The organism is Bradyrhizobium sp. Unk1 (assembly GCF_059512345.1).
Window position 1 is genome coordinate 95,551 of sequence record NZ_JCAMOP010000007.1, and the last position, 13,410, is coordinate 108,960.

A 13,410-nucleotide genomic window follows, 5' to 3' on the forward strand; every position below is an offset into this window, starting at 1 on the left:
CTAGCGCTCCCCGGACGCGGCCAAATCAGGCGCCATTGTAGGCGTTTCGCCTGCCGCGTCACGCCGGAACAGCGCATAGAGCGCCGGCAGCACCAGCAGCGTCAGCACGGTCGAGGAGATGATGCCGCCGATCACCACGGTCGCGAGCGGACGCTGCACCTCGGCGCCGGCGCCGGTGGCGAGCGCCATCGGCACGAAGCCGAGGGAGGCGACCAGGGCGGTCATCAGCACCGGGCGCAGCCGGGTCAGTGCGCCCTCGCGTACGGCTTCTGCGATCGGCCTCCCTTCGCTGCGCAGCCGCTCGATGAAGGCGATGATGACGAGGCCATTGAGCACGGCGACGCCCGACAGCGCGATGAAGCCGACGCCGGCGCTGATCGATAAGGGAATACCGCGCAGCAGCAGCGCGGCGACGCCACCCGTCAACGCCAGCGGCACGCCGGAGAACACGAGCGCTGCATCCGCCGCCGATCCCATGCCCATGAACAGCAGCAGGAACACCAGCAGGAGCGCCACCGGCACCACGATCGTCAGTCGCTTGGTCGCCGAGACCAGCTGCTCGAACTGGCCGCCCCAGCCGATCCAGTAGCCCGGCGGCAGCTTGACCTTTTCGGCGACCGCGGCTTCCGCCTCGCTCACGAAGGAACCGAGATCGCGCGCGCGGACATTGGCGGTGACGACGATGCGCCGCTTGCCGTTCTCGCGGCTGATCTGGTTGGGACCGGGCGTCGCATCGACGGTCGCGACCGACGACAGCGGAACATAGCGCATCTGGGCAAGGGGAGAGGCGGTCAGCGCTGTTCGAACGGCGGTGCCGCTTGCCGCTTCCTCGCTGGGCGGCAGCGGGATCGGGATGGCCCGGATCGCCTCGAGATTGCCGCGCAGGTGCTCGGGCAGGCGCACGACGATGTCGAACCGGCGGTCGCCCTCGAACAGCTTGCCCGCCGACTTGCCGCCGACCGCGATTTCGACAATGCCCTGCACCTCGCCGATGCTGAGCCCGTAGCGGGCAAGCGCCTGGCGGTCGAGCCGGACGGTGAGGATCGGCAGGCCCGAGACCTGCTCGATCTTGACGTCGCTGGCGCCGCGGATGCCGCGGATTGCGGCCTCGACCTGCTTTGCTGCGCCCTGAAGGATATCGAGATCGTCGCCGAAGACCTTGATGCCGACGTCGCTGCGCACGCCGGAGATCAGCTCGTTGACACGGAACTGGATCGGCTGGGAGATTTCATAGGCGGTGCCGGGAATGTCGTCGGCGGCGTGGTCGATGGCCTCGATCACCTCCGATTTCGGCTTGTCCGGGTCGGGCCATTCCGCGCGCGGCTTCAGCATGATGTAGCCGTCTGTCTGCGCCGGCGACATCGGGTCGGTCGCGATCTCGGCGGTGCCGATGCGGGTGAAGAATTCCTTCACCTCGGGAATCTCCTTGATGCGCTTTTCCAGCGCCTTTTGCAGATCCAGCGACTGTGTGAGGCTGGTACCGGGAATCCGGATCGAGGCCAGCGCGACGTCGCCTTCGTCCAGGCTCGGGATGAACTCGCCCCCCATGCGCGCGGCCGCAATGCCGCTTGCGATCACGATGATGGCGGCCATCACGGTGACCGCGACCCGATTGTCGATCGCGAGGCGGAGCAGGGGGAGATAGATGCGCTTCGCCACCCGCATGAACAGGTTTTCGTGCTCGGACACCTTGCCGGTGACGAAGATGGCAACCGCCGCCGGCACGAAGGTGATGGAGAACAGCACCGCGGCGCCCAGCGCCATCAGCACGGTCAGCGCCATCGGCGTGAACATCTTGCCCTCGACGCCGGTCAGCGTCAGCACGGGCAGGTAGACAACCGCGATGATCAGCGTTCCGAACAGGCTCGGCTTGATGACCTCGCGCGACCCGCGCAGGATCGCGCGCAGCCGTTCGGGGGTGGAGAGCAGGCCGCCTTTCTGGCGCTGCGCCTCGGCCAGCATGCGCAGGCAGTTCTCGACGATGATCACGGCGCCGTCGACGATGATGCCGAAATCGATCGCACCCAGGCTCATCAGGTTCGCGCTGACTTTTGTTTCGACCATGCCGGTGATCGTCATGGCCATGGAGAGCGGAATGACGCAGGCCACCACGAGCGCGGCGCGGATGTTTCCGAGGATCAGGAACAGCACGGCCACGACCAGGGCCGCACCTTCGAGGAGGTTGTTTTCGACCGTGCGGATGGTGGCCTCAACCAGATGGGTGCGGTCGTAGACGGTCCGCGTCACGACGCCGTCGGGCAGCGATTTGGCGATCTCGTCGAGACGGGCTGCGACGCGGCGCGCCACGCTGCGGCTGTTCTCGCCGATCAGCAGCATGGCGGTGCCGAGCACGGTCTCCTCGCCGTCGCGCGTCGCCGCTCCCGTGCGGAGGTCGCGGCCTTCCTTGACGGTGGCGACATCCCTGATCCTGACGGGATTGCCGCCGCACGAGCCGATCACGATGTCCTGGATTTCGCTGATGTTGCCGACCTGGCCCGGGGAGCGCACCAGATATTGCTCGCCGTTGCGTTCGATATAGCCCGCGCCGACATTGGCGTTGTTGGCGGCGAGCGCCGTCATGACGTCGCGAAAGCCGAGCCGGTAGGCCATCAGCTTGCCGGGGTCCGGCAGCACGTGGAACTGCCGCTCGAACCCGCCGATGGTGTTGACCTCGATCACCCCAGGCACGTTGCGAAGCTGCGGCCGGATGATCCAGTCCTGCACGGTGCGCAGATCGGTCAGCGAATAGTCATGACCGCCTTGCGTCTTCGCCCCCGCCTTGGCCTCGACGGTGTACATGAAGATTTCGCCCAGGCCGGTCGAGACCGGGCCCATCGCGATCTCGACGCCCGCCGGAAGCTGGTCCTTCACCTGCTGGATGCGCTCGCCCACGAGCTGGCGGGCGAAATAGATGTCGGTGCCGTCCTTGAACACGACCGTCACCTGGCTCAGGCCGTAGCGCGACAGCGAGCGGGTGTAATCGAGCTTCGGCAGGCCGCCCATCGCGGTCTCGACGGGGAAGGTGATGCGCTGCTCGGTTTCCAGCGGCGAATAGCCGGGCGCGCGGGTGTTGATCTGGACCTGGACGTTGGTGATATCAGGCACGGCATCGATCGGTAGGCGTTGGAAATTCCAGGCTCCGAAAGCGACGGCGCCGAGCGCGAGCAGGAGGACCAGCCAGCGCTGCTGAAGCGAGACGGCGATGAGACGCTCAATCATGTTCGGCCTCGCCCTTGCCCATCTCGGCCTTCACGACGAAACTGTTCTCCGCGACGTAATGCTCGCCGGCCGAAAGACCCGCCTTGATCTCGACATGGCGCGGATCGGAATCTCCAAGCTCCACGGGGCGCGCCTCGATCTTGTCGCCGTCCTCGCGGACGAACACGATGGTCCTGCTCTCCAGCGTCTGGATCGCGCTTCGGCGCACGGCGACCGCGACGTTGCGCGCGGCGAGGATCAGCCGCGCCGTGACGAACAGGCCGGGACGCAGGCGCCCGTCCGGATTTGCCAGCACCACGCGGGCGAGCGCGGTCTGGGTCTCGCTACTGCCGATCGGGGCCATGTAGGAGATCGTGCCCTTGATCTCGCCGCGGCCGTCGTCGGGATCGATCAGCACCTCGTCGTTGAGGCGGACGCGCCGCAGATCCTGCCGGTAGATCGACAGGTCGACCCAGATGGAGGAGAGGTCGGCGACCACGAAGGCCGGCTTCTGCTCGGAGGCGTATTCGCCGAGCGAGATCTGCCGCTCGATGACGGTGCCTGCGATCGGCGCCTTGAGCTCGTAGACGGTGAGGCTCTGGTTGCTCTCGATCGCGGCGAGCAGGTCGTCCTTGCCGACCCTGTCGCCGATGCGCTTCTGGATCGATTTGGCGACCCCCGGAAAGCGCGGCGTCACCTGCACGACGGCTTCCTGGTTAGCGCGCAAGATGCCGTTGAAGGACAGCGTATCGGTCAGCGTCGCACTCGCAGCTTCCGCCAGCACCACGCCGGCGGCGGCCAGCTTGACGTCGGAGATGCGGATGCGGTCGGCACCGTGCTCGTCCTGCTCGACATGGTCGTTCGGCTTCTTCTGTTCGGAATGCTCGGCATGTTCCGTCGGCGCGACCTTGGTGGGCGCGAGCAGGGAATAGCCGTAAGCGCCGAGTGCTGCGGCCACGATGGTGATCAGGATGGTGGAGGATGTCTTCATCGCGCGCTCTCCCGGGCCAGCGCAAAGGGATTGCCGACGAGGCCTTCGATGGTCGCAACGCCGGCATGGAAGTTTTGCAGCGCCTCCTGCTCGCGCAGCCGCGCTTGCGTAACGCTCGCCTGGGCGTCGAGCACTTCGAGCAGGGTGAAGCGGCCCTGGCCGTAGCCCTGCGCGATCGCTTCCGACGCCTCTGTGGCCTTGGGGATGGCGGTCTCGCGCAGCACCGCGAGCTCGCGCAGCGAGCCCTGGAGCGAATCGTAGGCGCGGCCGGCGACCACGATCAGCGTGTTGCGGTTGGCTTCGCGCTCGGCCCTGGTCTTGGCGAGGCTTTCCTGCGCCGAGAGGATGTTGCCCTGGTTCTGGTCGAACACGGGAATCGGCACCGAGACGGTGAGGCGCACCGCGTCGTCGTTGGTCTCGCTGAAATGGCGCCAGCCGGCGGCGATCCGCACGTCGGGATAGGGCCTGAGCCTGGCCATCAACAGCTCGGCATTGCGCTGGGCATAGATCGCGGTCCAGCGCACCAGCTGCGGATTGGCATCGATGGCGGCGACGACCGACTGGAACGTCGGCGTCTTTCCCGTGGTGTCGAGCCGGCCGGAGACCTCGCCGAATTTTGCCGCGGGATCCCCCATCAGCACCGCGAGCTCCCGCCGGGCGCTCGCCAGCGTCGCCTTGAAGCGTTCGCGGTCGGCCTTCACCAGGGCGGACGCAACCTCGGCGCGGCCGGTCTCGGCCGGCGAGGAGGCGCCGGCCTCGACGCGGCGGCGCAGCAGCGGCGTCAGCCGGTCGATCGCAGCGATCTGCTCGTCGAGGATCTGGATGCGCCGCTGCGCGCCGAGCACGCTGAGGAAGGCAATCGCAGTTTCCGACAGCACCTCCAGCCTGACGGCCTTGCGCTGGATCGCGGCCACCTCGATGCCGGCGGCGCCCGCGGCGATCCGCGCATCACGCTTGCCGAACAGCTCGAAGGCCTGGCTGATCTGGAGCGTGGTCTCGGCCGATCTCGTGCCGCGATAGATGCCTGACCCGAACGAATTGTCCTGTTCATAGGACAGTTCCGGATTGAGCAGCGCGCCGGCCTGGATGCGCTGCCCCGTGGCGATGCCGACGTCGCGCTCTGCCGCGGTGAGCCGCGGGCTCGCGGCCAGCGCGCGCGACAACGCGCTCCGCATCGTAAGCGTCTGGGCGTGCGTGTGCTGCGTCAGCCAGGGGCCAACGAAGATCGCCATCGCGCAGGCAAGGCGCGCGGCAGTCCGTCTGCAAGACATGAAGTGACCTGTGAACAATAGCATCGTAGGCGCAAAGGCGCCCGGCTGATCAGTTCAGGTCAGGTGTTTGGGGGGCGGAGAGTCGGTGTCAGGCGCAACGCCGATCAGCGCAGGCTCGCGCTGCGCGATCGGTGCGGCAACGATGTCAGCGGCAGCTGCAGCCAGCATCGGCTGCGCGACGGCGACCGAGAAGCAGCCGTGGCAGTGATGGCCGCCGAGCGCCTTGTGATCGCCATGGCCCGCAGCAGAACCGTCTTCGACAATCGAGGCGATCTCCGAGCCGCCGCCAGGCGTGGTCACGTCGATGTCGTGCAGGCCGTGCAGCGCGCCCGCGAGCAGATAGACAACCGCGATCAGCACAGACAGCAGTCCGCGCCAGTTGCGCGGGCGGCAAAATCCTGAGGGCTGGCGGTTCGCGGGCACGACGTCACTCTGGTTGCGGTCTGTGCACGGCCTAGCATGGGGCCGGGAACAGTGTCGACCCGCAACATTGTTACGTCCCTGGAACAATTGCCGCAGCAGCCCGTGGGTTGCGACCGCCTCTTACTGCCGGGCGATGACGCGCAAGGGTGAGGCGAAGGTCTCGATTGCCGCCGTGCCGGCCGGCTCCGCAACGTGGGGCGTGCCGTCAGCCTCCACGGTATTAATGGCACAACGACTCGCTTCCATGGCCTGCTTCAGCCATTCGATGGCTTCATCGATCCATTGGTCGTGGTGCTCGGGATCGGCGATGGCCTTCTCCCGGGATGCATTCGCCTGATTCAGGCACGCGGTTCTGCGATCCACACGGCGCTCCCGATCTGGAGGTTCGCCCCGATCGCATCTTTGACGATCCCGGCGCCGGCGTCGTTAACATAGGACAGTAAGGCGGTTGCAAACGCGAAAAGGCCCCAGCCCGGGGCTGACCGGCTGAGGCCTCTTGTGCTCACAATCTCTATCCTTGGGACTTGATCAGACAATCCGCATCCCGCCGGTTCGTTCCCGCCGGCTGGGAAAATTAGGAACGTTCGTCCGCCGACCTCATTAGCGCCCCGGAGCATTTGAGGAGGATGGACTATGAACGGACTGATCTATCTGATCGGCTTGATCGTCGTGATCATGGCGATCCTGTCGTTCTTCGGCCTGCGCTGAGAACGGCAATGGAAACACTCGTACGGGACAACACGATGGAAGGCGGCGTAGCGGCTGCCGAGGGCCGCCGCACCATTCAGTGGAGCTCGGTGTTCGCGGGCGCTTTCGCCGCCGGTGCGATGTCATTCATCCTGGTCGGCTTTGGCGTCGCCATCGGCCTCGGTGTCAGTTCGGCCTCGCCGACATGGCGTGATGCCTCTGTGGCGCTGGCGCTGCTGTCCGGGCTCTACGTGATCATTCAGGCGATTATCAGTTTCGGCGTTGGCGGCTATATCGCCGGCCGGACGGCGCGACCTGCGCCTGTGCTGGCCACGATCGAGGACGACGCCGAGCGGCGGGACGGGCTTCATGGGCTGACGTCCTGGGCTCTGGCCGTGCTGATCGGCGCGACGCTGCTGGCGATCATCGGTGCTGCCGCGATCGACCGTTCGCCGATACGCAGCTCGTCCGGGAATGCGACCTCCGCCGAGCCGCTGTTGAGCTACGAGCTCGACAAGCTGTTCCGCGCGCCGCGGCGGCCTTCCGTCGACATGCGGGAAGCCCGTGCCGAAGCCGGACGCATCCTGATGACGTCATCGAGCCATAGTGGCGTCGCGCTCGATGATCGCAATTATCTCGTGCAGCAGGTCACCGCGCTGACCGGACTGGCGGCCGCCGATTCCGAGCGTCGGGTCGACGCCCTGATCGCGGACGCGCGGACCGCGATCAACCGCGCACGGCGCAATTCGGTCATCGTCGCCTTCTCGGTGGCGGCGGCGGCCCTGATCGGAGCCATGGTGGCCTGGGCCGCGGCGGTTGCCGGCGGGCGGCACCGCGATGGAGAGCCGCTGCCGGACTGGATGGCGAGCTCGGACCGCTTCCATCGTAGCCCTCGCGCGATGCCGGTGCCGTAGCTCTCGAGAGTGGCCGGGAGCAAGCCCGGCCACATCACCTCCAAGAGAGACGCTACGAAGAGGTGCTAAGCCTTTTCTTCCCAGATCATGGCGAGATGCACGATCGTCTGCACCGCCTTTTCCATGTCCTGCCGGCTGACCCATTCGAGCCGCGAATGAAACGCGTGCTCGCCGGCGAAGATGTTGGGGCAGGGCAGGCCCATGAAGGACAGGCGCGAGCCGTCGGTGCCGCCGCGGATCGCGGTGCGCATCGGGCGCAGGCCGGCACGGCGGATCGCCTCGATGGCGTATTCGAGGATGTGCGGGTGACGGTCGATCACCTGCTTCATGTTGCGGTACTGCTCCCGCACCTCGAACTTGTAGGTCGAGCGCGGATACTCCTTCATCACGTCCTTGACGATATTCTCGAGCAGGACTTCCTTCTCCTTCAGCCCCTCCTCGGTGAAGTCGCGCACGATGAAGGACAGCGTCGCCTGCTCCAGCGCGCCGTCGATGCCGATCGGATGCAGAAAGCCCTGCTTGCCTGACGTCGTCTCGGGTGAGCAGCCTTCCTTCGGCAGCCGCTCGACGATGGCGGCTGCGATCTTGATCGCGTGCTCCATCTTGCCCTTGGCGTAGCCTGGATGGGCGCTGACGCCGTTGATGGTGATGGTGGCGCCGTCGGCCGAGAAGGTCTCGTCCTCGACGCTGCCGGCGCTCTCGCCGTCCATGGTGTAGCCGAAATCGGCGCCGAGCTTCTTCAGGTCGACATTGTCGACGCCGCGGCCGATCTCCTCGTCCGGCGTGAACAGGATCTTGATGGTGCCGTGCTTCACATCGGGGTTGTTGATGAAGAAATGCGCAGCATCCATGATCTCGGCGACGCCGGCCTTGTTGTCGGCGCCGAGAAGCGTGGTGCCGTCGGTGGTGATGATGTCGTTGCCGATCTGGTTCTTCAGCGCGGGATGTTCGGTGAAGCGGATCACCTGGCTGGTATCGCCCGGCAGCGTGATATCGCCGCCGCGATAGTCCTTCACCAGCTGCGGCTTGACGTCCTTGCCGGTCACGTCGGGCGAGGTGTCCATGTGCGAGCAGAAGCAGATCACCGGCACCTTCTTGGTCGTATTGGCCGGGATCGTTCCGTAGACGTAGCCGTAGTCGTCGAGATGCGCGTCGGCGACGCCCATGGCCTTCAGCTCGGCGGCGAGCACGCGGCCGAGATCTTTCTGCTTCTCGGTCGAGGGCGAGGCCGGGGATTCCGGATCGGACTGGGTGTCGATGGTGACGTAGCGCAGGAAGCGTTCGGTCACGGTGTGCGTGAAGGTGAGGGAGGACATTTCTGGTCAAACCGCCGGGTCTTTTGGGGAGCAGGCGGTATATCAGAAAAGCGGGCCGTGATGCGGCCGGAACGAAGCGGATCAGGCTTAACGAAACGTAGCTATCAGATCGCTTCCTTGAGCTCCTTGACCGGGCGGAAGGCAACCTTCTTGCTGGCCTTGATGTGGATCGCCTCGCCGGTGGTGGGGTTGCGGCCGGTGCGGGCGGCGCGCTTGCGGACCTGGAGGATGCCGAGACCGACGATGCGGACGCGGTCGCCCTTCTTGAGGTGCTTGGCGATCAGATCGACCATGTCGGTCAGGACGGCCTCGGCGTGCTTTTTCGAGAGGTCCTGGCTCTCCGCGATGTCAGCGGCGAGGTGCTTGAGCGTGACGGTGGCGGGAGCGGCGGCCTTCTTCGCCGAATCCTTCTTGGCCGAATCCTTTTTAGCCATGTCTGGCCTCCTCAATGACAGGGAAGCCCCGGAAAAGCCGGTCAAGCGTGGGGATCCCTCCAAGTCCTGGAAGGCGTAGACGATTCGGGCGCGGGCTGACTATGCCACGAGTTCCCGCCGGACGCCGGCAATCGCCGACAGTGTCGCGAAAGGCGTCGAAAAGTTCGGGCTAAGACTATGAAGGGATTGCCAAAATGGCGCGAGAGACGGGGCTCGAACCCGCGACCTCCGGCGTGACAGGCCGGCGCTCTAACCAACTGAGCTACTCCCGCGTGGTTCGCTGAAAGCGCGCGGAACGAGGGGGGACTTAAAGGCGGGGCTGGGTGAAGTCAAGGACGTTGCGCTTTGTCAGGACGCATCGGCTAAGCATTGCTCTGGAAAACGAAAAAGGCCGCCAGGCGGCGGCCTCCGTCAGCCCCAAACAGGGCGTGTCAGCGAATCTCCGACGTGCCTGCGCTGGTCACGGCCACCGGCTTGCCGGCCTTGATCACGTGAGCCGATTGGGCGGTCTGGCTGGTATCGACATTGGTGCGGGCTGCGATCCCGAAGCCGGCGACCAGAATACCGGCAACCAGCGCCACCACCACGATCTTCAGGTGGGTGCCACGATCAGCCGAGTGAATTGAGTGGTTCATATGAGCCTCCCGACGGGCTTAGCCGCCGTCTATCGGCTCATGTCTTAAGGACCATCTGTTTCCGGATGGTTTCGCGGGTTCCGCAAAATGGTTTCATTAATGCGCCCGCTTGGTTTCGCAGGGCTGGCGGCCGGAACGGGTCTCAGGCGGCCGCCCGGCCGATATCGTCCCGGATCGTGCGGGCCGCCCAGACGAACAGCAGGGCTCCCAGTGTGGTCGTGACCGCCGCCGAGAGCAGGGAATAACGTACGGCGTCCGCGCCATAGGTGCCCTTCAGGGCGTCGTTGACCATGCCGACCGCGAGCGGGCCGACGCCCTGGCCGAAGCAGGTGGCGGTGAGCGCGATCAGGGCGGAGGCGAGCGCCCGCATGCTCGGCTTGGCCACCGTCTGCGCGATCGCGAAGATCGGCCCGAGATGGAAGCCGACCAGGAACGAGGTCAGCGCCAGCATGGCCACCATCATCGCGAAATCCTGGATCAGCATGCACAGCGCGAACACCGGGCCGGCGAGGCCGGAGGTGATCGCGGGCGCCCACAGCTTCCAGCGATCGTCGCGGCGGCTGATCTGCGCCACCACGAAGCCGCCGAGCAGGGTGCCGGCCATGCCGGCGAGCCCCTTGAAGGTGCCGGCATAGGTGCCGATCTCGGCGCTCGACAGATGGTGCACGCGTGCCAGGAATGGCGGGATCCAGGCCGCCGTTGCGTAGTTCGTGTAGGTGGTGAGGCAGAAGCCGATCAGCACGATGATGAAGCTCTGCTGCGAGGCCAGGAAGCGCAGTGTCGGCCCGAGCGGCTCGGGCACGAAACTCTCCTGCATCGCGCCGCGCTTCGGCTCGGAGATCGTCAGCCACAGGATCAATGCGAGCAGGATGCCGGGCAGGCCGGCGACATAGAACGCCATCCGCCAGCCATAGTGCTGGTTGACGTAGCCGCCGATGAAATAGCCGAGGAAGACGCCGAGATAGGTGCCGATGGCGTAGATGCCGAGCGCGCGCGGCCGCTCGTTCTTGGTGAAGAGATCGGCGACGATCGATTGCGAGGCGGGCGAGCCTGCGGATTCGCCGATGCCGACGCCGATGCGCGCCAGCGCCAACGAGGTCACGCTCGAGGCCGCCCCGCACAGCGCCGTCATTGCACTCCAGAACGCAAAGGCCACCGCGACGATGTTGCGCCGGTTGAGCCGGTCGGCGACGCGCGCGATGGGAATGCCGAGCAGGGAATAGAACAGCGCGAAGCCGAAGCCTGCGAGCAGGCCCATCATGGTGTCGCTGAGCTGAAACTCCTTCTTGATCGGCTCGATCAGGACGTTGAAGATCGTGCGGTCGAGGAAGTTCAGCGCATAGATGATGGTGAGCAGGCCCAGCACGTAATAGCGCTGCGCCGGGGGCTTTGCCGCCGCAGTCGTTTGCACCGACATCTGTGATGTCACATCGACCATCGCATCCCCCCAATTTGTCTTTGTTGTCGTTGCCGGTCCAGCCCTTCGTGGGGCTGGTCGAGAGCGTTTTCGAGCGAAGTGGATACCGGTTCGCGTGAAGAAAACGCGCCAAACAAAAACTCAGCCTTCGCGGATGTAATTCCCCGCTTCGAATTCGACCGGCGCAGTACTTGTATCGAACGACACGCCGATCGGATCGCGGTCCGCCTCCATCGCTTCCAGTTGCTCGCTCAGCATGCGCCGGATCATCAGGATGCCGCGGTCGCTCTGGCCGAAATGCTCCTCGGAGTGGATGGTCTGCGGGCCCTGGCCGACCTGGGCCTCGTAGTCGCCGGGGAATTGCTGGTGCTCTTGCTCGGTCATGTCCCACCAGAATTTGCCATTGAACTTCGAGCGCATGCGGCCGATGTCGCCGGAGTTCTTGACGCGTCCGGCGACGTAGATGCGGAACGAGGTGTCGTCGATCGGCAGCGTCCAGCCGATCGACTCGACGCGGGCAAATTGCGCCACGCGCGGATTGGGCACGACGCGGAGCGTGGGGAGGGCGGCTTCGGTGACGCGGTAAAACACCTTGCCGTCGTCCTGCTTGCGGATCGAGCGCACGGCGATGCCGCGCAGCGTCTTGTCGAACTTCACCTCCGGCATCGAGGCCATCATGTTGGTGAATTGTGGCCCCGAGAACGAGCCGTGCAGCACCGGCACGTGATAGGGATCGACCACGTTCTCGAAATGCTGGAGCCAGTTGCAGGGGATGATCGCGGGGCCGCCGCCGCCGATCGAGGAATCGTCGGCTTCGACGAACTCGCCTTCGTCCATGTTTTCCAGGCATTCGTAAGCCGGCAGCACCGGGCGTTTCTCGGCCGGGCCCATATAGGCGAAGATCAGCCCGTAGCGCTCCTCGACCGGGTACCAGGGCTGGCGCACCTTGTCCCTGAACTGGCCGCCGTCGGGCTCGCAGGGCTGCTCGAGACAGTGGCCTTCGGCGTCGAACTTCCAGCCGTGATAGCAGCAGCGGATGCCGTCTTCCTCGACCTTGCCATAGTAGAGCGTGGTGCCGCGATGGCAGCAGCGCGCGTGCAACAGGCCGGCGCGGCCGTGCTTGTCGCGGAACAGCACCAGATCCTCGCCGAGCGCGCGGACCTTCTTCGGCGTGTCGGTGGCATCGCTGACCAGCCCGACCGGATGCCAATAGCGGCGCAGCAACTCGCCCATCGGCGTGCCGCGAACGACCGAGGTGAGCTCGGTGCGCGTGTGTGCCGGCTTCATCGCATAGGCGGTGCCGAGATCGCGATCCCGCTGGGTCATCGTCATGCTGTTCCTCCCCGCCGCTGGCCTTGGTGGCCGGGTCGTTTTTTGATGCGGTGCCCCAGTGAAAATTAATTCGATGACAATGTCAAAGATCTTTCAAAATGCCTCTTAATCGCATTTGGAAGTGGTTGGGGAGGTTGCGCTACCAGCGCTTGGCACGCCCCGGCTTTCTTGGCAGAGGTGGATCATGAGCCAGACATCGAGCAGGGACGGGCACGCGGCGCCCGATGCGGACGAAAGCCATTCGCCGGCGCCGATCACCGTGATGCTGTCGTCACGGCTGATGGTGCTCGCCAATTTGCTCAAGCGCGGCGCGATCCTGCGCTACAAGCGCCTCGCCGGATTATCCTCGGTCGAGTTCGGTCTCGTCGCCTCGCTTGGTCGCCGTCCGCCGATGAGCGTGGCGCGGCTCGCCGAATCCGTCGGCCAGGACAAGGGCCAGATCAGCCGCGCGCTCGCGGAGCTCGTCTCGCGCAAGCTGATCGCGAAGTCGGCGAACCCGAAGGACGGCCGCGAGGTGCTGGTTGCGCTGACCGCGGCAGGGCTCGCAGCGCATGATGCGATCGTCGAAGGCGCGCAGGAGCGCAATCGGCAATTGCTGGAACAGTTGAGCAAGGACGAGTTCGAGACCCTGCTGGCGCAGATCGACCGTCTCACGGCGACAGCCGAGAAGATGCTCGAAGCCGAGAAAGTTTCGCGCTGATCTCGCAGCAATCTCCGGAAATATTGGATCTCTTCTAAGAGTCCTTCTAAGACCTTTTCAATTAGGGAATTCGCGCGCGCTCACCTAAGCGT

12 protein-coding genes and 1 tRNA gene are annotated in these 13,410 nt (G+C 65.5%); 2 read left to right on the forward strand and 11 right to left on the reverse strand.

All coding sequences use genetic code 11. The features are described 5' to 3' along the window. From AC5ZFO_RS11070 to AC5ZFO_RS11090, 5 genes are all read right to left on the reverse strand, one after another. Nucleotides 1–3,219: an efflux RND transporter permease subunit gene (locus AC5ZFO_RS11070; RefSeq protein WP_496122078.1), complete on the reverse strand. Its 3,219-nt coding sequence runs from the start codon at nucleotides 3,217–3,219 to the stop codon at nucleotides 1–3. Then, entirely contained in the window at nucleotides 3,212–4,189 is a 978-nt protein-coding gene (gene ihpB, locus AC5ZFO_RS11075) for a divalent metal ion exporter adaptor subunit IhpB (RefSeq protein WP_282523441.1), read from the reverse strand. Before ihpB ends, AC5ZFO_RS11070 begins: the two co-directional genes overlap by 8 nt. Then, on the reverse strand, nucleotides 4,186–5,460 hold the full coding sequence (gene ihpA, locus AC5ZFO_RS11080; protein ID WP_282523440.1) for a divalent metal ion exporter subunit IhpA: 1,275 nt from the start codon (nucleotides 5,458–5,460) through the stop codon (nucleotides 4,186–4,188). The genes ihpB and ihpA overlap by 4 nt, the downstream gene beginning before the upstream one ends. Before the next feature lie 54 nt (nucleotides 5,461–5,514). Next, nucleotides 5,515–5,883: a hypothetical protein gene (locus tag AC5ZFO_RS11085; protein ID WP_282523439.1), complete on the reverse strand. Its 369-nt coding sequence runs from the start codon at nucleotides 5,881–5,883 to the stop codon at nucleotides 5,515–5,517. Nucleotides 5,884–6,003: 120 nt separating this feature from the next. Then, nucleotides 6,004–6,246: a hypothetical protein gene (locus tag AC5ZFO_RS11090; RefSeq protein ID WP_282523438.1), complete on the reverse strand. Its 243-nt coding sequence runs from the start codon at nucleotides 6,244–6,246 to the stop codon at nucleotides 6,004–6,006. Between the two features lie 353 nt (nucleotides 6,247–6,599). Between AC5ZFO_RS11090 and AC5ZFO_RS11095 the strand changes: the two genes are divergently transcribed. Beyond that, nucleotides 6,600–7,484: a hypothetical protein gene (locus AC5ZFO_RS11095; protein WP_282523437.1), complete on the forward strand. Its 885-nt coding sequence runs from the start codon at nucleotides 6,600–6,602 to the stop codon at nucleotides 7,482–7,484. Nucleotides 7,485–7,549: 65 nt separating this feature from the next. Here the strand turns inward: AC5ZFO_RS11095 and pepT are convergent, their stop codons facing one another. The 6 genes from pepT to AC5ZFO_RS11125 form a co-directional block, all read right to left on the reverse strand. Next, on the reverse strand, nucleotides 7,550–8,800 hold the full coding sequence (gene pepT, locus AC5ZFO_RS11100) for a peptidase T (protein ID WP_282523436.1): 1,251 nt from the start codon (nucleotides 8,798–8,800) through the stop codon (nucleotides 7,550–7,552). A gap of 104 nt (nucleotides 8,801–8,904) precedes the next feature. After that, the gene (locus AC5ZFO_RS11105; protein ID WP_282523435.1) at nucleotides 8,905–9,234 is read right to left on the reverse strand and encodes an HU family DNA-binding protein; all 330 of its coding nucleotides are present in this window, start codon (nucleotides 9,232–9,234) and stop codon (nucleotides 8,905–8,907) included. Between the two features lie 195 nt (nucleotides 9,235–9,429). Beyond that, nucleotides 9,430–9,506, reverse strand: a tRNA-Asp gene (locus AC5ZFO_RS11110). Nucleotides 9,507–9,665: 159 nt separating this feature from the next. Next, nucleotides 9,666–9,869, reverse strand: a complete 204-nt coding sequence (locus tag AC5ZFO_RS11115; protein ID WP_071913352.1) for a hypothetical protein — start codon at nucleotides 9,867–9,869, stop codon at nucleotides 9,666–9,668. Between the two features lie 142 nt (nucleotides 9,870–10,011). Then, nucleotides 10,012–11,307 (reverse strand): spinster family MFS transporter, encoded by a 1,296-nt coding sequence (locus tag AC5ZFO_RS11120; protein ID WP_282523434.1) that lies wholly within the window; start codon nucleotides 11,305–11,307, stop codon nucleotides 10,012–10,014. A 120-nt stretch (nucleotides 11,308–11,427) separates the two neighbouring features. Beyond that, a complete protein-coding gene (locus AC5ZFO_RS11125; RefSeq protein ID WP_282523433.1) occupies nucleotides 11,428–12,618 on the reverse strand; it encodes an aromatic ring-hydroxylating dioxygenase subunit alpha in 1,191 nt (396 codons plus the stop codon). A 184-nt stretch (nucleotides 12,619–12,802) separates the two neighbouring features. Here AC5ZFO_RS11125 and AC5ZFO_RS11130 point away from each other — a divergent pair, with 184 nt between their 5' ends. Further along, entirely contained in the window at nucleotides 12,803–13,318 is a 516-nt protein-coding gene (locus AC5ZFO_RS11130) for a MarR family winged helix-turn-helix transcriptional regulator (protein WP_496122079.1), read from the forward strand. Nucleotides 13,319–13,410: the final 92 nt, after the last annotated feature.